Annotated in this window: 20 protein-coding genes; 15 read left to right on the top strand and 5 right to left on the bottom strand. The window is 69.4% G+C overall.

Features of this window, described 5'->3' with window-relative positions; translation table 11 throughout:
• The first annotated feature begins 2 nt into the window (after positions 1-2).
• The 8 genes from mreD (at position 3) to ABZ855_RS30735 (ending at position 10,786) form a co-directional block, all read left to right on the top strand.
• Positions 3-674, top strand: coding sequence for a rod shape-determining protein MreD (mreD, locus tag ABZ855_RS30770; protein ID WP_360812374.1), 672 nt, complete (start codon positions 3-5; stop codon positions 672-674).
• 107 nt (positions 675-781) lie between these two features.
• On the top strand, positions 782-3,040 hold the full coding sequence (gene mrdA, locus ABZ855_RS30765) for a penicillin-binding protein 2 (RefSeq protein WP_360812372.1): 2,259 nt from the start codon (positions 782-784) through the stop codon (positions 3,038-3,040).
• Positions 3,037-4,236, top strand: coding sequence for a rod shape-determining protein RodA (gene rodA / locus ABZ855_RS30760; RefSeq protein ID WP_360812370.1), 1,200 nt, complete (start codon positions 3,037-3,039; stop codon positions 4,234-4,236). Before mrdA ends, rodA begins: the two co-directional genes overlap by 4 nt.
• Positions 4,237-4,347: 111 nt before the next feature.
• Positions 4,348-5,877 carry a CYTH and CHAD domain-containing protein gene (locus tag ABZ855_RS30755; RefSeq protein ID WP_360812368.1) on the top strand — a complete coding sequence of 510 codons (1,530 nt, stop codon included), beginning with the start codon at positions 4,348-4,350 and terminating at the stop codon, positions 5,875-5,877.
• A 109-nt stretch (positions 5,878-5,986) separates the two neighbouring features.
• Positions 5,987-7,939 (top strand): TIGR03960 family B12-binding radical SAM protein, encoded by a 1,953-nt coding sequence (locus ABZ855_RS30750; protein ID WP_360812366.1) that lies wholly within the window; start codon positions 5,987-5,989, stop codon positions 7,937-7,939.
• A 410-nt stretch (positions 7,940-8,349) separates the two neighbouring features.
• Positions 8,350-8,973, top strand: a complete 624-nt coding sequence (locus ABZ855_RS30745) for a S1 RNA-binding domain-containing protein (protein ID WP_360812364.1) — start codon at positions 8,350-8,352, stop codon at positions 8,971-8,973.
• A gap of 102 nt (positions 8,974-9,075) precedes the next feature.
• Entirely contained in the window at positions 9,076-9,270 is a 195-nt protein-coding gene (locus ABZ855_RS30740) for a hypothetical protein (RefSeq protein WP_360812362.1), read from the top strand.
• Between the two features lie 1,159 nt (positions 9,271-10,429).
• A complete protein-coding gene (locus ABZ855_RS30735; protein WP_360812360.1) occupies positions 10,430-10,786 on the top strand; it encodes a hypothetical protein in 357 nt (118 codons plus the stop codon).
• Positions 10,787-11,078: 292 nt separating this feature from the next.
• On the opposite strand, the gene ABZ855_RS30730 is transcribed toward ABZ855_RS30735, so the two are convergent.
• From ABZ855_RS30730 to ABZ855_RS30710, 5 genes are all read right to left on the bottom strand, one after another.
• Positions 11,079-12,359 (bottom strand): glycosyltransferase, encoded by a 1,281-nt coding sequence (locus ABZ855_RS30730; RefSeq protein ID WP_360812359.1) that lies wholly within the window; start codon positions 12,357-12,359, stop codon positions 11,079-11,081.
• A 170-nt stretch (positions 12,360-12,529) separates the two neighbouring features.
• Entirely contained in the window at positions 12,530-12,697 is a 168-nt protein-coding gene (locus ABZ855_RS30725) for a hypothetical protein (protein WP_360812357.1), read from the bottom strand.
• A 168-nt stretch (positions 12,698-12,865) separates the two neighbouring features.
• On the bottom strand, positions 12,866-13,597 hold the full coding sequence (locus ABZ855_RS30720; protein WP_360812571.1) for a methyltransferase domain-containing protein: 732 nt from the start codon (positions 13,595-13,597) through the stop codon (positions 12,866-12,868).
• An 86-nt stretch (positions 13,598-13,683) separates the two neighbouring features.
• On the bottom strand, positions 13,684-15,042 hold the full coding sequence (locus ABZ855_RS30715) for a serine hydrolase domain-containing protein (RefSeq protein ID WP_360812355.1): 1,359 nt from the start codon (positions 15,040-15,042) through the stop codon (positions 13,684-13,686).
• A gap of 144 nt (positions 15,043-15,186) precedes the next feature.
• Positions 15,187-15,387: a toxin-antitoxin system HicB family antitoxin gene (locus ABZ855_RS30710; protein WP_360812569.1), complete on the bottom strand. Its 201-nt coding sequence runs from the start codon at positions 15,385-15,387 to the stop codon at positions 15,187-15,189.
• An 8-nt stretch (positions 15,388-15,395) separates the two neighbouring features.
• Here ABZ855_RS30710 and ABZ855_RS30705 point away from each other — a divergent pair, with 8 nt between their 5' ends.
• The 7 genes from ABZ855_RS30705 to obgE all read left to right on the top strand — a co-directional run bounded on the left by ABZ855_RS30705 (position 15,396) and on the right by obgE (position 25,233).
• Positions 15,396-16,550 carry a transposase gene (locus ABZ855_RS30705; RefSeq protein WP_360812353.1) on the top strand — a complete coding sequence of 385 codons (1,155 nt, stop codon included), beginning with the start codon at positions 15,396-15,398 and terminating at the stop codon, positions 16,548-16,550.
• 88 nt (positions 16,551-16,638) lie between these two features.
• A complete protein-coding gene (locus ABZ855_RS30700; protein WP_360812351.1) occupies positions 16,639-17,808 on the top strand; it encodes a hypothetical protein in 1,170 nt (389 codons plus the stop codon).
• Positions 17,809-17,856: 48 nt separating this feature from the next.
• Positions 17,857-18,645 (top strand): TIGR03936 family radical SAM-associated protein, encoded by a 789-nt coding sequence (locus ABZ855_RS30695; RefSeq protein ID WP_360812349.1) that lies wholly within the window; start codon positions 17,857-17,859, stop codon positions 18,643-18,645.
• Between the two features lie 263 nt (positions 18,646-18,908).
• Positions 18,909-22,760 (top strand): Rne/Rng family ribonuclease, encoded by a 3,852-nt coding sequence (locus ABZ855_RS30690; RefSeq protein WP_360812347.1) that lies wholly within the window; start codon positions 18,909-18,911, stop codon positions 22,758-22,760.
• A gap of 326 nt (positions 22,761-23,086) precedes the next feature.
• Positions 23,087-23,407, top strand: a complete 321-nt coding sequence (rplU, locus tag ABZ855_RS30685) for a 50S ribosomal protein L21 (protein WP_007381993.1) — start codon at positions 23,087-23,089, stop codon at positions 23,405-23,407.
• 14 nt (positions 23,408-23,421) lie between these two features.
• Positions 23,422-23,676, top strand: coding sequence for a 50S ribosomal protein L27 (rpmA, locus tag ABZ855_RS30680; RefSeq protein ID WP_006374707.1), 255 nt, complete (start codon positions 23,422-23,424; stop codon positions 23,674-23,676).
• A gap of 120 nt (positions 23,677-23,796) precedes the next feature.
• The gene (obgE, locus tag ABZ855_RS30675; RefSeq protein WP_360812345.1) at positions 23,797-25,233 is read left to right on the top strand and encodes a GTPase ObgE; all 1,437 of its coding nucleotides are present in this window, start codon (positions 23,797-23,799) and stop codon (positions 25,231-25,233) included.
• The last annotated feature ends 130 nt before the right edge of the window (positions 25,234-25,363 follow it).

Genomic DNA, 25,363 nt, shown 5'->3' with positions numbered 1-25,363 from the left:
CCATGCGTTTCAACCGGATGCTCCTGTCCACCGCCCTGGTGGTCGTCGCCATGGTGATCCAGGTGAGCGTCCTCGCCCGCCTCCACCTCCCGGGCGCCGTCCCCGACCTGCTGCTGCTGACCGTCCTCGGCCTGGCCCTGGTGTACGGCCATGTCGGCGGCGCCCTCGTCGGCTTCGGCGCCGGACTCCTCGCCGACCTCGCCCCGCCCGCCGACCACGCGGCCGGCCGCTACGCCCTCGTGCTGTGTGTCGTCGGCTATCTGGCGGGCCTGGTGAAACCGGAGAACGGCCGACTCAGGTCGGCCACCGGCCCGATGGCCGTCGTGGTCGCCGCAGCCGTCGGCACGACCCTCCTCTACGCCGGTGTCGGCGCCCTCGTCGGCGACACCGCCGCCCGCCATGTCGGCCTCAGCAGCCTGCTGTTCACAGCCGCGCTGTACGATCTGCTGCTCGCGCCCTTCGTCGTCCCCGGCATCATGTTCCTGGCCCGCAGAGCGGAGAACGACCCACTGGCCGAGGCCAACTCCGCGGCCAAGAAGACCGACATCTCCTCGGGCTGGCTCTCCTCGGGGACCGGCCTGCGCATCGGCAGCCAGCGCGGCGGCCTGAAGGTGAAGGCGGCCCGCTCGAAAGCCGCCCGCGCCGGCCGGATCAAGGGGGTCAAGCGCCTGTGACCACCCGTCAGCCGAACCCCGCAACCCACGCCCACAGCTTGCTCGTGTACTCGTATGCCTCGTACGTCCGTGTCCCGCACGCGCACTGAGAGGCGGAGGCAGCACCAGTGACCAACATTCCCGAGACCGGCCGGACCCCACGCGTTCAGATCCGTCTCGTCGTCATCCAGATCCTCGTCCTCTCCCTCCTCGGCACCCTCGGCGGCCGCCTGTGGTACCTCCAGATCCGTGAGGGGGACGCCTACGCCAAGGAGGCGTCCGGCAACCATGTGCAGCAGGTCGTGCAGCCCGCCGTACGCGGGTCGATTCTCGACGCGCGCGGGGTGCCGATCGCGGACAACGAGACCCGCCTTGTCGTCTCCGCCTCCCGGACCGAGCTGCTGAAGATGAAGGACGACGGCTCCGCCGTCCTCACCAAGCTCGCCGGCGTCCTCGGCATGAAGCCCAAGGACGTCAAGGACAAGGTCCGGCTGTGCGACGCCAAGACGCCCCAGCCCTGCTGGAACGGCTCGCCGTACCAGCCGATCCCCATCACCGACGAGGCCACCCCCCGTCAGGCCCTCCAGATCCGCGAGCGCTCCGAGGACTTCCCCGGCATCACCGCCGAGCCCGAGGCCGTGCGCCGCTACGCGGGCCCCGGCGGCTCCAACACCGCCCAGGTACTCGGCTATCTCTCCCCGGTCACCGACGAGGAGATCACCAAGGCGCAGGACACCGACTCGCCCTACCTGCGCTCCGACCAGGTCGGCCGCTCCGGCCTCGAGCGGGAGTACGACAAGGAGCTGCGCGGCAAGGCCGGCGTCACCCGCTACGAGGTCGACAACCTCGGCCGCGTCATCGGCACCGCCGAGGCGGACCCCGCCCAGTCCGGCTCCAACCTCGTCACCAGCATCGACGCCCGCGTCCAGCGGGTCGCCGAGTACGAGCTGAACGACGCGATGAAGGAAGCCCGCAAGGGGTTCGACGACAACACCGGCGAGAACTACAAGGCCGACGCCGGCGCGGTCGTCGTCATGGAGGCCAAGACAGGCCGGGTCGTCGCCATGGCGTCGAACCCGACGTACGACCCGAACGCCTGGGTCGGCGGCATCTCCGCCAAGGACTACAACAAGCTGACCGGCAAGAACTCCAACTACCCGCTGCTCAACCGGGCGATCCAGGGCCAGGCGGCCCCGGGCTCCATCTTCAAGGCCATCTCCACCGCGGCCGCCGTCGACGCCGGCTACCCCTTCGACGGGAACTACGACTGCTCCAGCTCGTACTCGATCGGCGGCCAGGTCTTCAAGAACTACGAGTCCAAGGGGTACGGCCCGATCACCCTCGGCCGCGCCATCGAGGTCTCCTGCGACACCGTCTTCTACCGTCTCGCCCACCAGGAGTGGGCCAAGGACGGCGGCCTGAGGCCGAAGAAGAACGCGAAGAACTGGTTCTACACCACCGCCCACAAGTTCGGCCTCGGCGCCGTGACCGGCATCGACCTGCCCAACGAGGTCTCCGGCCGCGTCCCCGACCGCAAGTGGAAGCAGGACTACTGGAAGGCCAACAAGGCCTCCTGGTGCAAGTACGGCAAGAAGGGCGGCACGTACGCCGAGCAGATCGCGTACGAGAACTGCCTCGAGGGCAACCTGATGCGCGCCGGTGACTCCGTCAACTACTCGATCGGACAGGGCGACATCCTCGTCACGCCGATACAGATGGCGACGATCTACTCGGCGATCTCCAACGGCGGCACCCTGTACGACCCGACCGTCGGCAAGGCCATCGTCAGCGCCGACGGCAAGTCCGTGCAGGCGATCGCGCCCAAGTCGCACGGCAAGCTGCCGGTCACCCCGGCGACCCTGAAGGACATGAACGCCGCCTTCGAGGGAGTCGTCACCCGCGGGTCGGCGGCCTGGCGGTTCATCGGCTGGCCGCAGAACGAGATCCCGATGCACGCCAAGACGGGTACGGCCGAGGTCTACGGCAAGCAGACCACCTCGTGGTTCGCGACGTACACCAAGGACTACACGATCGTCATGACGATCTCCCAGGGTGGTACGGGCTCCGGAGCCTCCGGACCGGCGGTCCGCAAAATATACGAGGCTCTGTACGGCGTCTCCCCCGACGGCAAGATCGACAGCCGGAAGGCGCTGCTGCCCACCCCGCAGAAGGGCCTGCCGAAGATCGAGCCGGACGGCTCCATCGACGCGCCGAAGATCAAGCCGTACGTGCCGCCGGTCGAGGCCACTGAGCAGACACTCGCCCTCGCGGCCGGCCAGCTCCCGCCGGCCACGGTCGCGACGGAACGGACGGGCACCAACAGGGCACACCGCAGGCGCGGGCGGAGCGGGCGCGGTACGCGGAGTACGCAAAGGACAACGACATGACCGGCGCGAACACCTTCTCCGTCTCCGGCTACGGCCCCGAACGCTCGTCCATGTCCCGGCTGCTGGCCCGCGACTCGCTGGCCCGCAGGCTGGACTGGCCGATACTGCTGTCCGCCCTCGCGCTGTCCTTCATGGGCGCGATCCTGGTCTACTCGGCGACCCGCAACCGCACCGAGATCAACCAGGGCGACCAGTACTACTTCCTGATCCGCCACCTCATGAACACCGGCATCGGGTTCTGTCTGATGATCGGCACGGTCTGGCTCGGCCACCGCAACCTGCGCAACGCGGTGCCGATCCTGTACGGCCTCTCGGTGCTCCTGATCCTCCTGGTGCTGACCCCGCTCGGCGCGACCGTCAACGGCGCCCACGCGTGGATCGTGCTCGGCGGCGGCTTCTCGCTCCAGCCCTCGGAGTTCGTGAAGATCACGATCATCCTGGGCATGGCCATGCTCCTGGCGGCCCGGGTCGACGCGGGCGACAAGCCCTACCCCGACCATCGCACGGTCCTCCAGGCGCTGGGCCTGGCCACCGTGCCGATGATGATCGTCATGCTGATGCCCGACCTCGGGTCGGTCATGGTCATGGTCATCATCGTGCTCGGTGTGCTGCTCGCCTCCGGCGCCTCCAACCGCTGGGTCTTCGGCCTGCTCGGCACGGGCGTCCTGGGCGCGGTCCTGATCTGGCAGCTCGGTGTGCTCGACGAGTACCAGATCAACCGCTTCGCCGCCTTCGCCAACCCCGAACTGGACCCTGCGGGCGTCGGCTACAACACCAACCAGGCGCGCATCGCGATCGGCTCCGGCGGCCTCACCGGCACCGGCCTGTTCCACGGCTCGCAGACAACCGGACAGTTCGTCCCCGAGCAGCAGACCGACTTCGTCTTCACGGTCGCGGGGGAGGAGCTCGGCTTTGTCGGCGCGGGCCTGATCATCGTGCTCCTGGGCGTGGTGCTGTGGCGCGCCTGCCGCATCGCCCGCGAGACGACCGAGCTGTACGGCACGATCGTCGCCGCCGGGATCATCGCGTGGTTCGCCTTCCAGTCGTTCGAGAACATCGGGATGACCCTGGGGATCATGCCGGTCGCCGGTCTGCCACTGCCCTTCGTGTCGTACGGAGGATCGTCGATGTTCGCCGTGTGGGTGGCGGTGGGGCTGTTGCAGTCGATCAGGGTGGAGCGGCCCCTGTCGGCGTAGCGCTCCGCCGTGGGGCTTGTCGCGCAGTTCCCCGTGCCCCTGACGGCAGCCCCGCGCCCCTATGGGGGCGCGGGGCTGCCGTCGGAGGCTGATCGTGACTAGATTCGATTCATGGCGGACACAAAGCGGGAAATCGAGCGGAAATATGAATCCGACGACAGCGGGCTGCCCGACCTGACCGGCGTCGCCGGGGTCGCGGGCATCGTCGACAAGGGCACCGCCGAACTCGACGCGACCTACTACGACACCTCGGACCTACGGCTGGCCGCGGCCTCGATCACCCTGCGCCGCCGCACCGGCGGCCACGACGCCGGCTGGCATCTGAAACTCCCGGTCGGCCCCGGCGTCCGGGACGAGATCCAGGCACCGCTCTCCGACACCGTCCCCGACGAACTCGCGGGCCTGGTGCGCGCCCGGGTCCGCGAGGGGCAGCTCGTCCCCGTGGTCCGGCTGCGCTCCGACCGGGACCTGCGCGACCTCGTCGCCGCCGACGGCCGCCAACTCGCCGAGGTCGGCGTGGACACCGTACGGGCGGAGCGGCTGTTCGGCGGTGAGGGCACCGCCCAGTGGACCGAGATCGAGGTGGAGCTCGCCGACGGCGAGGACCAGCGCATCCTGGACAAGGTGGAGAAGCGCCTCCGCAAGGCGAACGTACGGCCCTCGAAGTCCGCGTCGAAGCTGGCCCGGGCGCTGGCGGAGACCAGGGGCGGGCACCCACGCCCGAAGGACGAACCCGCGGAGCCCGTCACCGCCGGCGACCATGTCCTTGCCTATGTCCGCGCCCAGCGGGACGCGATCGTCGACCTCGACCCCGCCGTACGCCAGGACGCCGAGGAGTCCGTGCACGACATGCGGGTCGCCACCCGCAGGCTGCGCAGCACGTTCAAGTCCTTCCCCAAGGTCCTCGACCGGAAGGTCACCGACCCGATCGGCGACGAGCTGAAATGGCTCGCCGGTGAGCTGGGCGTGGGACGCGACCAGGAGGTACTGGCCGAACGGCTGGACACGGTCCTCGACGACCTGCCCGCCACCCTCGTCCACGGCCCGATCCAGGACCGGCTGGCCACCTGGTCCAAGGCCGAGTACGGAGGCGCGCGCCGCCGACTGCTCGGGGTGCTGGATTCCGCGCGCTATCTGACGCTCCTCGACACCCTGGACGCCGTGGTCGCCGACCCGCCGGTGCTCAAGGCGGCCGCGAAGAAGCCGAAGAAGGCGAAGAAGCCGAAGAAGGCGGAGAAGGTGCTCGCCAAGGCCGTACGCAAGGACTTCGCGAAGGTGGCCGCGCTGATCGAGGAGGCCATGGAACAGCCGCCGGGAACCGACCGCGACCTCGGCCTGCACGAGGCGCGCAAGAAGGCCAAGCGCACCCGCTACGCGGCCGAGGCGGCGGGCCCCGCCCTCGGCAGCCCCGCCAAGGCCCTCACCAAGGCGATGAAGTCCCTCCAGGGCCTCCTCGGCGACCACCAGGACAGCGTCATGGTCCGCGTCACCCTGGGCGAGCTGTCCGCGGTGGCCCACGCGGCGAAGGAGAACACCTTCACGTACGGCCTGCTGTACGGGCGCGAGGAACGGCGGGCCGAGGAGGTGGAGGCGGCGCTCCCGGAGGAGTGGGAGGCGATCAAGGGCTCTATGGACGTGTAGGGCACGCTTTCGCCCCCGGACCGGGCCGGTCTTCACGCGGACGGGGGAGTCCTCCGGGCGGGTTACGCTTGGTGGTCATCCCCCGTCAGCTCACGAAGGTAACGCCGCGATGTCTGCCGAGTCGGTTTTCCCGCAGCTCGAAGCCCTGCTGCCGCATGTGCAGAAGCCGATCCAGTACGTGGGCGGCGAGCTCAACTCCACGGTCAAGCCCTGGGACGCCTGTGACGTCCGCTGGGCGCTCATGTACCCGGACGCGTACGAGGTCGGGCTGCCCAACCAGGGCGTCATGATCCTTTACGAGGTGCTGAACGAGCGTGAGGGCGTCCTCGCCGAGCGCACCTACAGCGTGTGGCCGGACCTCGAGGCGCTGATGCGGGAGCACCGCGTCCCCCAGTTCACCGTCGACAGCCACCGCCCGGTCGGGGCCTTCGACGTGTTCGGGCTGTCCTTCTCCACCGAGCTGGGCTACACGAACATGCTGACGGCCCTCGACCTCGCGGGCATCCCGCTGGAGTCCAAGGACCGCGGCCTGGACGACCCGATCGTGCTGGCCGGCGGCCACGCCGCCTTCAACCCCGAGCCGATCGCGGACTTCATCGACGCGGCGATCATCGGCGACGGCGAGCAGGCCGTGCTCGACATGACGGAGATCATCCGCGCCTGGAAGGCGGAGGGCCGGCCGGGCGGCCGCGAGGAGGTCCTCTTCCGCCTCGCGAAGACCGGCAGCGTCTACATCCCGGCGTTCTACGACGTGGAGTACCTGGCCGACGGCCGGATCGCCCGCGTCGTACCCAACAAGTCGGGTGTGCCGTGGCGCGTGTCCAAGCACACGGTCATGGACCTCGACGAGTGGCCCTACCCCAAGCAGCCCCTGGTCCCGCTCGCGGAGACCGTCCACGAGCGCATGTCGGTCGAGATCTTCCGCGGCTGCACGCGCGGCTGCCGCTTCTGCCAGGCCGGCATGATCACCCGCCCGGTCCGTGAACGCTCCATCACGGGCATCGGCGAGATGGTGGACCGGGGCCTGAAGGCGACCGGCTTCGAGGAGGTCGGCCTCCTCTCCCTGTCCTCGGCGGACCACTCGGAGATCGGCGACATCGCCAAGGGCCTGGCGGACCGCTACACCGAGGACAAGATCGGCCTGTCGCTCCCCTCCACCCGTGTGGACGCCTTCAACGTGGACCTCGCCAACGAGCTGACCAGGAACGGCCGCAGGTCCGGTCTGACGTTCGCGCCGGAGGGCGGCAGCGAGCGCATGCGCAAGGTCATCAACAAGATGGTGTCCGAGGAGGACCTCATCCGGACCGTCTCCACGGCGTACGGCAACGGCTGGCGCCAGGTGAAGCTGTACTTCATGTGCGGTCTGCCGACGGAGACCGACGACGACGTCCTCCAGATCGCCGACATGGCGATGAACGTGATCGCCGAGGGCCGCAGGGTCTCCGGCCAGAACGACATCCGCTGTACGGTCTCGATCGGCGGCTTCGTGCCCAAGCCGCACACCCCGTTCCAGTGGGCCCCGCAGCTCTCCGCCGAGGAGACGGACGCGCGCCTGACCAAGCTCAGGGACAAGATCCGCGGCGACAAGAAGTACGGCCGCTCGATCGGCTTCCGCTACCACGACGGCAAGCCCGGCATCGTCGAGGGCCTGCTGTCACGCGGTGACCGTCGTATCGGCGCGGTCATCCGCGCGGTGTACGAGGACGGCGGCCGCTTCGACGGCTGGCGCGAGCACTTCTCGTACGACCGCTGGATGGCCTGCGCGGAGAAGACGCTGCCCGACTTCGGGGTCGACGTCGACTGGTACACCACGCGCGAACGCACGTACGAGGAGGTCCTGCCGTGGGACCACCTGGACTCGGGCCTGGACAAGGACTGGCTGTGGGAGGACTGGCAGGACTCCCTGGACGAGACAGAGGTCGAGGACTGCCGGTGGACGCCTTGCTTTGACTGTGGGGTGTGTCCTGCCCTGGACACGACCATCCAGATCGGCCCGACGGGCAAGAAGCTGCTGCCGCTGACAGTCAAGAAGGACACTGCGACAAGCGGACACGTGCACTGACGTGGGTGAGGCATTGGGGCGCGTCGTGGAGGCTCTGGAGGACGGCGGCGGCGAGGAAGAGGCTGCTCTGTCCTGAGGGCGCTCGGTCCGCGGGGTGGACGACAGGAGTGCGTGCGGGTGGCGCCGAAGACGCCCCTGCCGCCTCCTGGAGGCTCGGCGACCGTGCGTTGCGAGGTGGAGTGGGTCTAGCGCGAAGCTGCCGTGAGAGCCTGGGCGTCATGGGGGGAAAGTCGACCGATCAGGCCGTCCGGAGGTTTTTGGCGACGATCCATGTCGGTGACTTGCGTAGTGGGACGGTTGCGGAGGTCAGTCGGTCTGGAGTGGCGGTGACTATGGACGGTTTTGCCGCGCATCCTGTGGGGGTAGTGGGACCGTTGGATAGTCCCTGGGGCCGGCGTTCGGCTGCGAGTGTGGAGGTCGGGCAGCGGATCACCGCTGAGGTGACCGCGGTTGATCCGGACGAGGGTCAGCTCTTGTTGTCGACGGCGGCCACAGAGGATCCGGAACTCTGGATGTTTCTCAAAGGCCTCGAACTCGGCGAGATCTTGTCCGGTACGGTCGCGGCGATCGAAAGTTTCGGCGGGTTCGTCGCCCTGGACGACGGGCCGCCGCACCCGGTTTTCCCTGGGGTTGGTTTCATTACCTTTCCCGAGTTGTCCTGGCGGCGGTTCATTGACGCTTCGGATGTGGTTGAAGTCGGACAGCGTGTCTCATGCGAGTTCCTGCAGTTCGACACATGGGACGGAGAGGCGCGGCTGTCTCTGCGGGCTTTGGGGCCGGATCCTTTCGCGACGTTCGCTGACGAGACCGAAGTGGGGCAGACCCTGCGTGGTCGGGTCCTCAAGCTGGTCCCATTCGGTGCCTTTGTCCAGGTCGCCGACGAGGTTGTGGGGCTGGTCCACCTGAGCGAGCTCGCACTGACGCCGGTGGAGAGTCCGGAGCAGGTCGTGCAGCTGGACGACCAAGTCTCGGTCGTGGTCAAGGCAATCGACGTGGAGAGGCGAAGACTGACCCTGTCACGCCGACGGGCCTGAGGCTGTTCTGGCTCGGGCTGCGACCACAGATGGACATTTCTATCCAAATCGGACCTACGATTGCGAAGCTGCTGCCGCGCACGGTGAAGAAGGATGCCGCGATTGGCGATCACGTGCACTGACGTTGGTGAGGGGCTGCGGCGCATCGTGGAGGCGCCCGATGTGTGGGTCGCCGAGGTGGACAGTATCGATGACATCGACCGGCTGTGGTGCGGTGACATGCCGCAGCCGTTCAGCGGGGTGCGGACGACGGCCGTGCTGGGTTCGTTCCCGCGCTCTGCAGCCACGGACGCGTGAGCAACAGCACGCGGTGGCCCGCCGTCAGGCAGCCAAGTACCCCGAGGATTGCCTGACGCGGTGATCACGGGGCCTGTGAGTCAGATCGCGTGTGATGGCGAAATCGTGATCGTGGGCAGCGATGGCACCGAGGGGCTGTCTGGCCCCGTGTCACGGCGGGTGAGGCGGACCCCTTGTGAGGTCGCCTATCGCCGCGCCAACGAATGCCTTGATCGGTGTCGGCGGCGATCAAACGGCTCGAAGTGCTCCCGAAATCCGGCTGACCCCCGGCATCGACCTGTCGCGACCAGCAGAACACTCGCCATCGCGCCGTGGAATCCGGCGCCCACTCGACGCGACGGCCGGGCCGCCGCCATCCCCGCAACGCGGATCCGAACGCGAATCGGCTGCCAATCGAAGCTGACGGTCAATCACGAAAGATCGATGCGTGAGCGTGTTTTCAGGTCATTCCCCATTTTTTCAATCAGAAGAGTGCAAGGAATTTAGGCCATTCAGCCTATGTGGCGGCAGATTGTAGTTGGTGTTGTTCTGAGCCGCTCGGGTGATTCCCGTTTGAGGCGAGGCGCTATTAGTAATTCTATATCGGGAGCAAAGAATGGTGTGATGTGTCCTAGGTGGTGGGACAACGGAAAGTAGCGCACTGAGAGAGTGCTTGTTGTCTGATCCCTCCGAATCATGAGGAAGGTTCGCGTGAACCGAAAAACGATCCGAATCTCGCGTCTGAAGTCCGCCACATTGGTGTCGGTGGGCGCGGTCGCTGTGGCGCTCAGCGTTGTGCCGAGCACGGTCGCTGTCGCCGACGCGATGCAGAGTCCCGGTGCCGACAGTGCTGCGACCCAGCTGCGCCCGAAGGGCGTGAGCTCGGCGGCCATCGCCGACGCACTCCGCAGGGCCGGCGCCGAGGGCCAGGCGCCGCTGTATCCGAACGGCGCTCCGAGTTCCGCCGATGACCGAGGAGACGGACCACACGGCGACCCTCACGGCGACCCCCACGGCGATCCCCACGCCGCCCGCGGCCCGCAGGGCCCCCGCGGCCCCCAGGGCCCCCAGGGCGCGCAGGGACACGAGGGTAAGCAAGGCAAGCCGGGCAAGCCGGGCAAGCCGGGTAGGCCGGGTAGGCCGGGCCCGCAGGGCCCGCAGGGTGCTCAGGGCGCGGACGGTGCTCAGGGAGCTCAGGGAGCTCAGGGCGCTCAGGGAGCTCAGGGAGCTCAGGGAGCTCAGGGCGCGGACGGCGCGGACGGCGCGGACGGTGCTCAGGGAGCTCAGGGAGCTCAGGGTGCTCAGGGTGCGCAGGGAGCTCAAGGTGCTCAGGGTGCGCAGGGAGCTCAGGGAGCTCAGGGAGCGGACGGCGCTGACGGTGCTCAGGGTGCGCAGGGAGCGCAGGGTGCGCAGGGAGCGCAGGGAGCGCAGGGAGCGCAGGGAGCTCAGGGAGCTCAGGGTGCCGCAGGCACGCTCGGCAGCTCGTACGTCGTCACCGCCAACAACCCGGGAACCCCGGGTGGAACGACGTCGGTGAATGTTTCCTGCAATCTCGGAGATGTGGCCACCGGCGGCGGAGTGTCAGCTCTCGGCGGCGGCGCCATCAGGGACAGCTCACCGCTGGGTGGGACGGTCACCACGCCTCCCACGGGGTGGCAGGCCAGTGTCAACGGTAACAACTCGATCAGCGTCTTCGCGGTCTGTGCCGACCTGACGCCGTAACCCCCCCAGCGAGTGCGGCGGTGCGATACAAGGCCGCCCGCTTCACCCGCGGACACACGGACAGGTGTACCCGTAGCCCGGCCCCCGGGTACACCTGTCCTACGCAGTCAGCCCTGTACCAGCAGCGGTCCGCCGCACCGTTCGGCGCCGTCCTTCAGGGCGATGAGGTTGGCGACCACGTACGAGATGTTCTTCTCGGAGTGCCACTCGGACGGGAAGCAGGTGGTCAGTCGCGAACTCTGGAACCGGGCCTCGATCCCGGGTACGAACGCGCGGTACTGGTCGTCCGTGTAGTACCAGAACGAGTTCTCGTTGTAGTACGCGACATGACTCGGGTCCTGGTACGCGCCGCGGCCGTCGGAACTGGGAGTCGTGGAAAGGAGCATGCCGCCGGGTGCCAGCAGCCGGTACAGCTCGTTGATCAGCGGGACCTTTGCGGGCACGTGCTCAAGGAAGTTCACGGCCCGCACCAGGCCGACGGAGTCGTCGGCCAGGTCCAGCATGTCGGGCAGGGTCGCGACGATGTCGACACCTTCCCCCGGGTACTTGTCCACGCCCACATATCCGGGCGGCTTCCGGTGGGCCGCGCCCAGGTCCAGCGCAATCAGTCCCTTCCGGTAGGTCCAGGCGAGGGCGTTGGCCTCGATGTACTTGTCGTAAAGGGCGACCGTCTCGCGCTGGATGTGCGCGTTGATCTCCGGATCGCTTTGCGTGTTCGCGGAATGCATCCGCTGGAGGTACAGACAGCGGGGGATGTAGTGGAAGTCGCCGACGTGGAACAGGCGGCACATCAGGTCCTGGTCGTCCAGGACCGTACGGGTGGCGTCGTACCCCCCGGCCTGTACGTAGGCGTCCTTCCGGAACGCCCGTACGTGGTTGGGCGCGTACCAGATGTAGGAGACGTTGTGCGGAGTCGGGGCCATCGACCTGACCTGAAGCAACTTGCGGCCGTCGACGTGCACCTCCTCGTAGTGCCAGCCGTGCGCCTCGTTGAAACGGCTGTCGTCCCGTTTCCCGTTCTCGGTGATCTGCGCGGTGTTGCTGTATACGAAGACGACCTCGGGAAGTGCGTCGAACGCCTTGCCGAGCTCCGCCAGGCACGCCTTCGCCAGCAGGTCGTCGTGGTCGAGTTCCACGAGGATCTCGCCGCGTGCCAGTTCACAGGCCCTGCGCTTGGCCGCTCCGACGCCGACGACGTCGTCCGCGATCTCCACGCGGACCCTCTCGTCGGGCCGCTCCGGTCGCCACCGGGCGCCGTTGTTGAGCAGGACGATCCACTCCCAGTCCGGACAGGTTTGCGCTTGGAGGGTCGCCAAACACTCATCGAGAAAGCGGGCCCGGTGGCTGGGGGTGAAGACGGAGAACCTCGGGGTGGCGGCCGACGTCATCTGGTGCTCCCTGCTTGACTCGATGTCGATTGGGGCTTACGGAATCTCGGGATTCCGCCTTGCTTGAGAACGTAGTGACACTGTCAATTTCTGCCGACGTGACGATTCCGTCTTGATGGCTGCGCCGCTTGGCAGGCGATTGGGGCGCACAGACCACCCGAATGCGCGTATCAGGGATTGGGTTGGCCGAAACTGGCATCGGCGGGGGCATCGGAGATCTGCTGGACCTGCGCCGTGCCGGTTGTGTATTTTTCTCGTGCGGGATCAGGTGCCCAGAAGGTGGCACTCAGCTGAACTGGTCCCCTCAAGTACAGGTAGCGATGACGTATCACTTCCATGAAATTTAGTGTTGAGATGTGAACCTTGATTAGGGGATTACGGTCGTGCGACACGCTGCTGGCCAGGCCGGATCTGCCCGAGCCGATCCGCCGACAGACCGTGCTCAACCGCGAGTTCGCGGTCGGTCAGGCCGCTCCACTGTTGGTGCCTGGGCCGTCCGGCGGCCGTCACGGGCGGGAACAGACCACTGTGACGAGGGTGAACGAGGCGTAGAAGGGGCCCTGGGTGAGGCCGGCGAACCAGGCCTCGCCCCGCGTCCTGTCGATGTGGCCCTCCGCGACGGCCTGTTGCATGTTGCGGCCCAGACCCAGGGTGTGGTCGCCGTGCTCGAAGTCGGTGAAGACCGGGGTGGTCGCGAGCACGGTCTCGACATGGAAGCCCGCCCGGACCGCCAGCCGGGCGAGGCGGCGCCCGACGGTGGCATGGCGGACCACCTTCTCGGTGGTGTAGCGGGTGAACGCGCGGCTCGTCTCCAGGTCTTCCGCGTCCACCGTCAGGGTGTCCCAGTCGGGTTCCACCAGACCGACGAGAGCACCGGGGCGGGTGGCCGTGTGCAGCTGGGCCAGCACCTCCGCGGGGGACCGCACATGCATCAGGACCCGGTCGATCTTGGCGCGGTCCACTGTCCCCGGGGCGACGGGCAGGGCATGCGCGTCCGCCTCCCGGATCTCCACCGTGTGCGCGGCGGCGGTGCGTTCACGGGCCGTCGCCAGCATCGCCGGGTCCTGGTCCACCCCGATCACGCGGCCGGTCGCACCGACGCGCTCCGCGAGGGCGGGCAGGTCGGTGCCGGGGCCGCAGCCCACGTCCAGGACGGTGTGGCCCGGTCGGAGGTCCAGCAGGTCGAGCAGTTGCCGCTTGTACGCCCGGCCGGCGTCCCCGGACGCGGCGCGCAGCATGTAGGACGCCTGGTCGGGCCTGGGCACACCGAGAGTCTTCGCCACGGATGGCAGTCAAGCAGATGTGCGCCGGGCGCCAAGTGGGTTCAGCGGGGGCTCAGTCGGCAGGGGTGCGTGAGGAGGTTGCCCAGCAGGCCCTCCGTGTCACCGGACTTGTAGGCCCGTGCCACACCCCTGAGGATGCCGTTGTCGTGGTGGAGGTGGAGTGACAGGGCCGGGCTGTTGATCCGGGCGTCCGCCGTGGGGAGTTGCAGAGGGAAGGCCGCCTGGAGGGCATAGGTCTGTGACGCGCTCGCCGGGGCTTCCGCGCTCTCGCCGTTCAGCCGCAGACGGACCCGGTCGTCCTCCGGGAAGTGGATCAGCGACACCGGGAGGTCTCCCTCGGGGGTGCTGATCGAGCCCCGCCAGTCGGTTGCCGGGAGGTTCACGGGGCGCGCCGGGTCGTCGGTGAAGGGAGAGATCGACTCGGGGGCGAAGCCGGGGACGAGGGCGTCGAGGATATGGTGGGTGATCAGGTCGCGGGCCGTCTTGTCAGTGCTGTTGGTCAGTACCGACACCGACAGGCGCCGCTCGGGTACGGTCACGACGATCGCCGCCGTTCCGCCCATGCCCCCGCCGTGACTCTGCACCAGGGGTCCCGCACCACGTGACAGGCACCAGCCGAGCCCGTATCCGACGCTCGCGTTGACCGGGCGGGCCTCGCGGACGGCCGCCGTCGTCTCCGGTTTCAGCAGACGGTCGTACGACTGGGCGAAGAGCGCCAGTTGGGCCGCGGGGGCCCAGCCCAGGGTCGCGCCGGGGTGGCTGGTGTCGCAGTACGGCGGATAGGCGCGGCCGTCAGGCGTGTACCGCGTCGCCCGAGGCGCCGGGCCTGGATAGGTGGGGCCCATGTGAAGGGCGGTGAGACCCAGGGGTTCGAACACTCGCTCCCGTACGAAGTCCGCGAGCCGTTGGCCGGTCGCCGTTTCCAGCAGGTGTCCCAGGGCTCGGTAGCCGAGGTTGGCGTACTCGAAGGCGGTGCCCGGCGGGCGGTGGAGGAACGCGTACGGGGTCGCGTCGATCTGTTCGCCGTTGCCGGGGGCGGCGTAGTGGAAGTCGTAGTGGGCGCCGAATCCGCCCCGGTGCTGGAGGAGTTGTCGGACGGTCGGGGCCGGCCACCCGTGGTCGCGCGACACGGGTACAGGGGTGTCCAGGTCCAGCAGGCCCTCGTCGGCGGCGACGCAGATCGCCGTCGCCGTCAGGGGCTTGGTGATCGAGGCGAGGGCATAGGCCGTTTCGGGGGTGGCCCCTCGGGCCGCGGTGACGTCCGCGAGGCCGTGTGCCTCGGCGAGGAGCACTTCGCCGTGTTCGACGACGGCCACCGAGACCGAGGGGCAGTTGTGCTCGTCCAGGGCCGCGGTGCAGTACTCGGCCAGCCCGTTGAGGGCCTTCAGTGCATGCGACATCCACATAGTTTGGCAAAACTTGATTCGTGGGTTTACGGCCGACGTCCCTCGTCCTGATCACCGGGTTCCTCCGATGATGGTCCGGCCTTCAGGCCGGGGAAAATCGGACTCCCGCGGAGCAGGGCAAGGAAAGACCAATCGCCCTCAGGGCGATTGGTCGCCTGCCGCGGCGGCGTCGCGCTCGCCCTCCAGGCGGTAAACGATCTCGGAGTTGAGGGACCTGCGGGCGGACTTGGCCTGAGCGGCCAGCCACTCGTGCAGGTCGGCGGGCAGACGGAGGGTGATGCGCTTCTCTTCATCCATGACTCCAGAGTAGTGGTCTGCCGCCTGCTGGCCAGTGGTAATGTGACACTATGGCGACACAACAGAAGGCGGCGGAGGGGACGGGACACGCCCGGTACACCTACCGGCTTCGCGTGTCGTCGGCCGCACACACCGCCGTGCTGGCCGAGTGGGACCGCTGTCGGTGGATCTGGAACGAGTCCGTTGCCAAGTCCCGCGCCGTACACGCCCACAACAAGGCCAACCCCGGCGACAAGCTGACGTGCGGCCCCGCACAGCTCGACAAGATGCTGACCGAAGCCCGCGCCCGCACTCCGTGGCTGCGTGAAGGCGCTTCGGTGCCTCAGCAGCAGATCATCCGGGACTTCGCCACGTCCCGCTCCAAGGCGCTGAAGGACATCGACAAGCGGCTGCCGATGTGGCAGCGCGCGGGCATGCCGCGCCACAAGAAGAAGCGCGAGGCGCTGCCGACGCTGAACTACACGCAGCGCGGATTCCGGCTGAAGGTCGGCCGCCTCCACCTCGCGGGCGGCATCAGCCTGACGGTCGTGTGGTCCCGCGAACTCCCGGCCGCCCCCTCATCGGTGCGCGTGTACCAGGACGCGGTCGGGCACTGGTACGCCTCGTTCGTCGTCGCCACCGACACTCGGCCACTCCCGGCCACGGGGCGCGTGCTCGGCGTGGACTGGGGCGTCAAGGAGACCGCTACCACCACATCCGACACCCACGACCTTCCCCACCCGCAGCACGGGCGGAAGGCACGGGCGAAGCTGACCCGATACGACCGGATGATGGCCAGCCGCAAGCCGAAGAAGGGGCAGGCCGCCTCGAAGGGCTACCGCGAGGCGAAGAAGTGGCGCGCCAAGGCCTACGCGAAGATCGCCCGACAGCGGCAGGACACCGGCCGCAAGTGGGCCAAGAAGGTCGTACGCGACCATGACGCCATCGCCGTCGAGGACTTCCGGCCGAAGTTCCTCGCGAAGACAGCCATGGCCCGCAAGGCCGCTGACGCGGCGATCGGCGCCACCAAGACGGCCCTGATCGAGATGGGCCGCAAACCGCACGCACTTCCTCTTTCGGAACGTACCTACACCTGCACCGTGTGCGCAGTGGTGTCCCCCAGGGACAAGAACTCCGCCCGCGTGATGCTCGTCCGGGCTGGTCTCAACCCGGCTGGTGCTGAGGGCGTAAGACCCCTGGGAGCGCTGCTCCCGGAGGCAGCCTGAGCCAGGAATCCCATCCCATCAGGGAAGGGAGGATGTCAATTTTCGGATACACCGCATCCGGACGGGGGGTCGGCGCGTCATTGTCGGTATGGATCTGGAGAAACCGGCCGTCGAGGCACGGCAGCCCGAGCGGCAGCCCGAAGGGTGCCTGGTCGTCGCGATTCGTATTCCTGTGCGGATCGTTGTGCTTGTGCTGGTCGTGCCGGTGCGCATGGTGTGGGACGGGCTGGTCGTCGGCCGGCGCCTCCTTACGGACGCGGTGCTGCGGCCCCTCGGGCGGGCGCTGGCGTGGATCGCGCGGGCCGTCTTCGTCTGGCCGTTCGTCGGGCTGTGGCGGTATGTCGTCGTCCCCCTCGGCAAGGCCCTGGGGTGGCTCGGCAATGTGCTTGTCGTCGTACCGCTGGTGTGGTTCTTCCGGTATGTGCTGACGCCTCTCGGGCAGGGCATCGCCTGGGTGCTCGGGGGGATCGGTGCCGGGCTCGGGTGGATCTACGCGCGCGTGCTCACGCCTGTGGGGCACGCGGTGCTGTGGGTGCTCAAGGGGCTTGGGGCAGGGATCGCCGCGATGGGGTTCGGGGTGTTCGCCGTCGCCTCGTGGCTCGCTCGGTACCTGGTGGTCGTACCCGCGCAGTGGCTGTACGCGTGGATCCTCACGCCGGTGGGCAGGGCGGTCGCATGGTGTGCCCGGGGGGTCGCGTGGCTGGTCAGTACGGCGGTCGCCGGGGTCGCTTGGCTGGTCGGCATGGTGGTCACCGGCATCGGGTTCGTTCTGTACTGGGTGCTGCGCATCCTTCTCGTGCTGCCCGCGCTCGCGCTGTGGCGCTGGGTCCTGGCGCCTGTCGGACGCGTACTCGTCGTCATCGGGCGCGAGGTCGGTGACGCCATCGGGCATGCCTGGCGCATCGCCGGGCACATCTCGCTCGCCGTCGGACGGTTCCTGGGAACCCTCCTTCGGTGGATCTTCGTGGAGCCCGTGCGCTGGGCGTACCGGACGGTGCTGACGCCCCTCGGGCACGTCGTACGGGACGCGGTTCTCCGGCCCGCCGCCGAGGCCGCGCGCAGTGTGGGCCGGGTCGCCCGCCAGGCGCTGACCGCCGCACGGGACTCGGCCCGGCAGGCGCGCGCCGACTTCCGGCGGATGCTCTTCGGGGAGTCGAAGGAGGAGCGCCCGCAGGCGGTCCCGATGCCCCGGCGGGAACCAGGAAGCGCCGACGGACGTACTCTAGGTAGCAGTACGACCGCACTCACGAAGGACTGAACGACACTGGGCAAGCGACAGCCCGAAGGCCCGCCGCCCGCACCTGCGGTGCAGCGCATCCGACTGCGCTACACCAAGCGTGGCCGCCTCCGGTTCACCAGCCACCGTGATTTCCAGCGCGCCTTCGAGCGTGCGCTGCGCCGCGCCGAGGTGCCGATGGCCTACTCGGCGGGGTTCACGCCGCATCCGAAGGTGTCGTACGCCAATGCCGCACCCACCGGCACGGGCAGTGAGGCGGAGTACCTGGAGATCGCGCTCACCGAAGCGCGCGATCCCGAAAGACTGCGCGAGCTGCTCGATGAGTCGCTGCCCACCGGGCTCGACATCGTCGACGCGGTCGAGGCCCGGACCTCCGGGCTCGCCGACCGGCTCACGGCTTCCGTGTGGGAGCTGCGTCTGGAAGGTGTGGCGCCCGAGGAAGCGCGCCGCGCCGTCGACACCTTCAACGCCGCCGTGACCGTCGAGGTCCAGCGCCTCGCCAAGAACGGCATGAGGACCTTCGACGCCCGAAGCGCGGTGGAGGGCCTCGAGGCGTGTGACGCACGTATCGAGACGCATAGTCCACAGGCCGATAGGCCTACCGACCAGCCCTGTGCGATACTGCGGCTGGTTGTTCGGCACGTGACGCCTGCCGTTCGACCCGACGACGTCCTGTCCGGTCTTCGCGCCGTGGCCGACCTGGCGCCGCCGGTCCCCGCAGGGGTGACCAGGCTGGCGCAGGGGCTGTTCGATGAAGAGACCGGCACGGTGACCGACCCGCTCGCGCCCGACCGCGAGGCAGCGGTGGCCCTCTCCATGGCCGCTCCGACTGCCGCCGCGTCGCAGGCACCGGCGTAAGGAAGGTCCCGCGAAGGGACGCACGTCGTAGCGCCGCCCTCGTATCCGGGAGCCACCTGGGTCGGGCAGCGCACCGACCACAAGACTTTCGCCAGGCCGTACGCAACATGGCGTACGGAACCGGCGAGACAGGACACAGAGAGCTCCCGTGCGGCGCCCGCGCCCCGGACGGCGGCACCGCGCACTGCGCGAGCCGCGGACGTCACCGGCATCCAAGCCGGACCAGGTGCGGCGCCCGGGAGCCTGACGGGAGAACCGCCCGCATGCTTGAACCGACCGAACCTGTTTCGGACCCCACCGAGGGTTCCGCACACGACACCCCCAGCGACACCCTGCCGCCGCGCCGTCGGCGCCGCGCCGCGTCCCGCCCCGCGGGACCGCCTGTCGCCGGGACCGAGGCCGCCGCCGCGGCCGAGACCACGGCGCCGGCCGTACCGGCCGCGGAGATCGATCAGCAGGCCGAGGAAACGCCGGCAGCGGAAGCCGCCGCCGAGGCGCCCGCTCCTCGTACGCGGCGTCGGGCCACCCGGCGCGCTTCCGCGCCCGCCGGTGCGCCCGCGAAGGCAGCCGAGGCGGCCGCCGAGGAACCGGCCGCCACCGCCGTGTCCGCCCCGACTGCCGAGGAGAGCGGCGAGAAGGGCGAGGAGAGCGCTGCCGTGGAGGCGCCTGCCGTGGTGGAGGAGGCCGCGCCCGCTCCGCGTGCGCGTCGCCGGGCCACCCGCCGGGTCTCCACGCCCGCCGCCGAGGCCGTGACCGAGGCGGCCGCTCCGGAGGCTCCCGCCCCCGTGGAGGAGCCGCCCGCGAAGGTCGCCGAGCCTGAGGCGGACGTCAAGCCCGAGACCGAGGCCGTCGCCGAGGACGCGTCGCCGCGTCGCGGGCGTCGGCGGGTCGCCCGTAAGGCCGCCGTCGGGTTCTCCGCGCCCACGCCCGCCGTCACGAACGGCGAGAACGAGAGCGGGCGGCGTCCCACGCGTCCCGCCGTCGCCGTGTTCCAGGCGCCCGTGTTCGCCGAGCCGATGTTCCAGACGCCCGAGCGGGCCGCCGCAGCGGCTGCCGCCGAGGCGGCCGAGGACCTCGCGGAGACCGAGGAAGAGGCCGTGGAGGCCCCGGTCGTCGAGACCGTCGCCGAGGAGCAGACGCCGCGCCGGCGCCGTCGTCGCCGGGGTGGCGACGAGGAGCCCGTGGCCGCCGCGCCCGTCGTGGCCGACGAGCCGGAGACGGAGTCGGTCGACGACGCCGACTCCTACGAGTCCGCCGAGGACAGTGTCGACACGGACGACGACGGCGAGGAGGGCCCCGGTTCGCGCCGGCGCCGCCGCCGCGGTGGCCGTCGCAGGCGCCGGGGCGAGTCCGCCGACTCCGACCTCGAGTCCGGTGACGACGACTACGCCGGCGAGCAGGCCGCGCGGTCCGACGAGGACACCGCGGACGCCGACACCGCCGACCAGGTGGACGAGGACGCCGAGGAGGACGAGCGCGACGAGCCGGGCGGTTCCGGTTCCGCCAGCAGCCGTCGCCGGCGCCGTCGTCGGCGTCGCGCCGGTGACGCCTCCGGCGAGAGCGAGGCGGTCCTGGGCGACAGCGACCCCGAGCGCACGGTCGTCAAGGTCCGTGAGCCGCGCGCCAAGCGGGACGAGCACCCCAGCGACGAAGTGCAGTCGATCAAGGGTTCGACCCGGCTCGAGGCCAAGAAGCAGCGCCGCCGGGAAGGCCGCGAGCAGGGCCGCCGCCGTGTTCCGATCATCACCGAGGCCGAGTTCCTGGCCCGCCGCGAGGCCGTAGAGCGCGTGATGGTCGTACGCCAGTACGGCGACCGCACCCAGATCGGCGTCCTCGAGGACAACGTGCTCGTCGAGCACTACGTCAACAAGGAGCAGGCGACCTCGTACGTCGGCAACGTCTACCTGGGCAAGGTCCAGAACGTGCTGCCGTCCATGGAGGCCGCGTTCATCGACATCGGCAAGGGACGCAACGCCGTCCTGTACGCCGGTGAGGTCAACTTCGAGGCGCTGGGCATGGCCCACGGGCCGCGGCGCATCGAGAGCGCGCTGAAGTCCGGGCAGTCGGTGCTCGTGCAGGTCACGAAGGACCCGATCGGCCACAAGGGCGCGCGTCTGACCAGCCAGGTGTCGCTGCCGGGCCGCTACCTGGTCTACGTCCCCGAGGGGTCGATGACCGGCATCAGCCGCAAGCTGCCCGACACCGAGCGCGCGCGTCTGAAGACCATCCTCAAGAAGATCGTCCCCGAGGACGCGGGCGTCATCGTGCGCACCGCCGCCGAGGGCGCGAGCGAGGACGAGCTGCGCCGTGACGTCGAGCGGCTCCAGGCGCAGTGGGAGGAGATCGAGAAGAAGGCGAAGAGCGGCGGCAGTTCGAACGCGCCGACCCTGCTGTACGGCGAGCCGGACATGACCGTCCGTGTCGTGCGCGACATCTTCAACGAGGACTTCACCAAGGTCATCGTCAGCGGTGACGACGCCTGGCAGACCATCCACGGGTACGTGTCCCACGTCGCCCCGGACCTGGTCGACCGGCTGTCGAAGTGGACCTCCGAGGTCGACGTCTTCGCGACGTACCGCATCGACGAGCAGCTCGCCAAGGCGCTCGACCGCAAGGTGTGGCTGCCCAGCGGCGGCTCGCTGGTGATCGACAAGACCGAGGCGATGATCGTCGTCGACGTCAACACCGGCAAGTTCACCGGCCAGGGCGGCAACCTGGAGGAGACGGTCACCAGGAACAACCTGGAGGCGGCCGAGGAGATCGTGCGCCAGCTGCGGCTGCGCGACCTCGGCGGCATCGTCGTCATCGACTTCATCGACATGGTCCTGGAGTCGAACCGGGACCTGGTGCTGCGGCGTCTGCTGGAGTGCCTGGGCCGGGACCGTACGAAGCACCAGGTGGCCGAGGTCACCTCGCTCGGCCTGGTCCAGATGACCCGTAAGCGGGTCGGGCAGGGCCTCCTGGAGTCGTTCTCCGAGACCTGTGTCCACTGCAACGGCCGCGGTGTCATCGTGCACATGGAGCAGCCGACCGCCAGTGGCGGCGGCGGCAAGCGCAAGAAGCGCGGCCGTGGCGGTGCCGAGCTCGAGCACACGCACGAGCACGACGTGATCCTGGACGGGGCCGAGGAGGAGACCGACGCCGTCGAGGAGACCGAGGCGGAGGTCGCCGCCGAGGTCGCGGCGCCCGTCGCGCTGTCGGCGCCCGTCTTCGAGCCCGACGAGGAGCTGTACAACAGCGCCGCCGAGGCGGAGGCCGCGGCCGGCCGCGGTGGCCGTTCGAGGCGGCGTGCGAGCAGGCGCGCCTCGGCTCCTGCGGGGGCGCCCAGGGGCGAGACCCGTGGGGCGCAGGGGCGTGGCGCCGATGTGCGTGCCGCCGCTGACGCTCGTACGGCCGAGCCCGCTGTCGCCGAGGCTTCGGTGGCGCCGGTCGCTCCTGAGGTTCCCGTGGTTCCGGTGGTTCCGGTGGTTCCGGTGGTTCCGGAGGAGATCGCTCACGCCGAGCCCGTCGCTGTCGAGGACCCGGTCGTCGAGGCGCCGGTTGCCGAGGCGCCGGTCGCGGTGCAGGACGACGCGGCTCCCAAGGGGCGTACGCGTCGGCGGGCCACCCGCAAGGTGTCTGCGCCGGCCGGTTCGCCGAAGACGGCGGACGAAGCTGTGGCCGAGACCGTGGTGACGGTCGTCGCCGAGCCGGTCGCGGAGCCCGAGGCGGCTCCCGCTCCGGTCGAGGCGCCGGCGGAGGCCGTGGCGACCGAGAGTGCCGCTCCGGCCAGGCCGCGGCGACGTGCCGTGCGCAAGGCCACCGCGCCCACCTCGTCCGCCGAGGCGGCCGTCATGGTCGTCCCGTCGGCCACCGAGGCTTCGGCGCCTGTCGAGACGGTCGAGGCCGAGGAAGCGGTCCCCGCAAAGAAGACGGCGCGCAAGACCGCCGCCAAGAAGGCGACCACGGCCAAGAAGGCCGCCGTGAAGAAGACGGCGGCGGTCAAGAAGACGGCAGCCAAGAAGACGACGACGGCCGCCAAGAAGACCACGGCGAAGAAGGCGGCGTCGAAGAAGACGGCCGCCGCGGCGGAGACCCCGGCGCAGGAGTCGGTCTCGGCGGGCACGGAGAGCTGATTCCCGCCGAGGCGGAAAGCTGTAAGGCAGTAAGTAAGGCAGCAAGGCAGTAGGAGCGGTACGGCGGTCCGTCCGGGTTCATTCCCGGGCGGGCCGCCGTGTTTGGGTGCCTCGCGTGGGGGGAAGTCCGCTCAGTTTGACCCGTTCAGGTCGGGCCCGTAATCTTGAGCGTCGGCGTGTCCAAGCTTCATCCACGGCACGTCACATCCCCGTAAACCTTCATCCTCCTCAACACCGGGTATCCGGTGCGGTGGGAGAGGCCGTCCGCTTCTGCCGGGCGGCTGGACTGCGGGGGTGCCGTTCCCGAGCGAGAGAGTGAGATCCGCGTGTACGCCATCGTGCGCAGCGGTGGTCGCCAGCACAAGGTTGCTGTCGGCGACATCGTTGAGGTTGACAAGATTTCCACTGCCAAGGTTGGCGACACGGTCGAGCTCTCGACCCTGCTCGTTGTCGACGGCGACGCTGTGACCAGCGACCCGTGGGTCCTGGCCGGCATCAAGGTCCAGGCCGAGGTCGTGGACCACCACAAGGGCGTCAAGATCGACATCCTTCGCTACAAGAACAAGACCGGCTACCGCCGTCGTCAGGGCCACCGCCAGCAGTACACGGCGATCAAGGTCACTGAGATCCCCGCGGCTGCGAAGTAAGGGACTGAGGAGAGATGGCACACAAGAAGGGCGCATCGTCCACCCGGAACGGTCGCGACTCCAACGCTCAGCGGCTCGGCGTGAAGCGCTTCGGCGGTCAGGTCGTCAACGCCGGTGAGATCCTGGTCCGCCAGCGTGGCACCCACTTCCACCCCGGCGCGAGCGTCGGCCGTGGCAAGGACGACACGCTGTTCGCGCTGGCCGCCGGTGCGGTGGAGTTCGGTACCCACCGTGGGCGCAAGGTCGTGAACATCGTTCCGGTCGCCTGATCGGTTCTTTCGCGAGGCGGACCTCACTTCCCGGACGGGAAGCGGGTCCGCCTTTCGCGTGTTCCAACTGAGCAGGGAATCCTGCGCAGAGATTTCCGTACGTAACTGGAGGCACATCCCATGACCACCTTCGTGGACCGCGTCGAGCTGCATGTCGCCGCGGGTAGCGGAGGTCACGGCTGTGCCTCCGTCCACCGTGAGAAGTTCAAGCCGCTGGGCGGGCCCGACGGCGGCAACGGCGGACACGGCGGTGACGTGATCCTCACCGTCGACCAGTCCGTCACCACGCTGCTCGACTACCACCACTCCCCGCACCGCAAGGCCACCAGCGGCAAGCCCGGCGAGGGCGGCAACCGCTCCGGCAAGGACGGGCAGGACCTGGTGCTGCCGGTGCCGGACGGGACGGTCGTCCTCGACAAGGCGGGCAATGTGCTGGCCGACCTGGTCGGGCACGGGACCTCGTACGTCGCCGCCGAGGGCGGGCGCGGTGGGCTCGGCAACGCAGCGCTGTCCTCCGCCCGGCGCAAGGCTCCCGGGTTCGCCCTGCTGGGGGTGCCCGGCGGGGTCCACGACATCGTCCTCGAGCTGAAGACGGTCGCCGACGTGGCGCTCGTGGGGTATCCGAGCGCCGGTAAGTCCTCGCTGATCTCGGTGCTGAGTGCCGCCAAGCCGAAGATCGCCGACTATCCGTTCACGACGCTTGTGCCCAACCTGGGTGTCGTGACCGCCGGGGCGACTGTCTACACCATCGCCGATGTGCCCGGCCTCATCCCGGGTGCCAGCCAGGGCAAGGGGCTCGGTCTTGAGTTCCTGCGGCACGTCGAGCGGTGCAGTGTGCTTGTGCATGTGCTGGACACGGCGACGCTGGAGTCCGAGCGTGATCCCGTCTCCGACCTCGACATCATCGAGGAGGAGCTGAAGCAGTACGGGGGGCTGGGGGACCGGCCGCGGATCGTGGTCCTGAACAAGGTCGACGTGCCGGACGGTCTGGACCTCGCCGAGATGGTGCGGCCCGAGCTGGAGGCGCGGGGGTACCGGGTGTACGAGGTGTCCGCCGTCGCCCACATCGGGCTGAAGGAGCTGTCGTTCGGGCTCGCCGAGATGGTCGGGCAGGCGCGGGCCGCCAAGCCCAAGGAGGAGGCGACCCGGATCGTCATCCGGCCGAAGGCCGTCGACGACGCGGGCTTCACCGTCGTCCAGGAGGAGGACGGGCTGTTCCGCGTACGGGGCGAGAAGCCCGAACGCTGGGTGCGGCAGACCGACTTCAACAACGACGAGGCGGTCGGTTACCTCGCCGACCGGCTCAACCGGCTGGGTGTCGAGGAGAGGCTGATGAAGGCGGGGGCCCGGGCGGGCGACGGCGTGGCCATCGGGCCCGAGGACAACGCCGTGGTGTTCGACTGGGAGCCGACGGTGATGGCGGGGGCGGAGATGCTGGGGCGGCGTGGGGAGGATCATCGGCTCGACGAGGCGAGGCCTGCGGCGCAGCGGCGGCGGGATCGGCAGGCGGAGCGGGATGAGGCGCAGAAGGAGTTTGACGACTTCGAGCCGTTCTAGTTCCAGGGGTGTGGGTGGGTGGGGGTGGGTTTTTCGCCCCCGCCGCCCCAACCCGTCCCATCCCGTTCCGGGGGGGGGGGGGCCCCCGCGCCCCCCCCCCCCCCGGGGCGGCGGGGGCGGAAAAAACCCA

The sequence above is a fragment of the Streptomyces sp. NPDC047042 genome (genome assembly GCF_040644035.1).
Taxonomy (GTDB): Bacteria; Actinomycetota; Actinomycetes; order Streptomycetales; family Streptomycetaceae; genus Streptomyces.
This window is presented reverse-complemented; position numbering and strand designations above follow the sequence as displayed.

Coding starts and splice junctions, on each gene's coding strand:
- rodA (WP_360812370.1), top strand. CDS start 3,037: ATGACCGGCGCGAACACCTTCTCCGTCTCCGGCTACGGCCCCGAACGC.
- ABZ855_RS30755 (WP_360812368.1), top strand. CDS start 4,348: ATGGCGGACACAAAGCGGGAAATCGAGCGGAAATATGAATCCGACGAC.
- ABZ855_RS30690 (WP_360812347.1), top strand. CDS start 18,909: ATGCTTGAACCGACCGAACCTGTTTCGGACCCCACCGAGGGTTCCGCA.
- mreD (WP_360812374.1), top strand. CDS start 3: ATGCGTTTCAACCGGATGCTCCTGTCCACCGCCCTGGTGGTCGTCGCC.
- ABZ855_RS30725 (WP_360812357.1), bottom strand. CDS start 12,697: ATGGAAGTGATACGTCATCGCTACCTGTACTTGAGGGGACCAGTTCAG.
- ABZ855_RS30720 (WP_360812571.1), bottom strand. CDS start 13,597: ATGCTGCGCGCCGCGTCCGGGGACGCCGGCCGGGCGTACAAGCGGCAA.
- ABZ855_RS30730 (WP_360812359.1), bottom strand. CDS start 12,359: ATGACGTCGGCCGCCACCCCGAGGTTCTCCGTCTTCACCCCCAGCCAC.
- ABZ855_RS30750 (WP_360812366.1), top strand. CDS start 5,987: ATGTCTGCCGAGTCGGTTTTCCCGCAGCTCGAAGCCCTGCTGCCGCAT.
- ABZ855_RS30705 (WP_360812353.1), top strand. CDS start 15,396: ATGGCGACACAACAGAAGGCGGCGGAGGGGACGGGACACGCCCGGTAC.
- rpmA (WP_006374707.1), top strand. CDS start 23,422: ATGGCACACAAGAAGGGCGCATCGTCCACCCGGAACGGTCGCGACTCC.
- ABZ855_RS30715 (WP_360812355.1), bottom strand. CDS start 15,042: ATGTCGCATGCACTGAAGGCCCTCAACGGGCTGGCCGAGTACTGCACC.
- ABZ855_RS30700 (WP_360812351.1), top strand. CDS start 16,639: ATGGATCTGGAGAAACCGGCCGTCGAGGCACGGCAGCCCGAGCGGCAG.
- obgE (WP_360812345.1), top strand. CDS start 23,797: ATGACCACCTTCGTGGACCGCGTCGAGCTGCATGTCGCCGCGGGTAGC.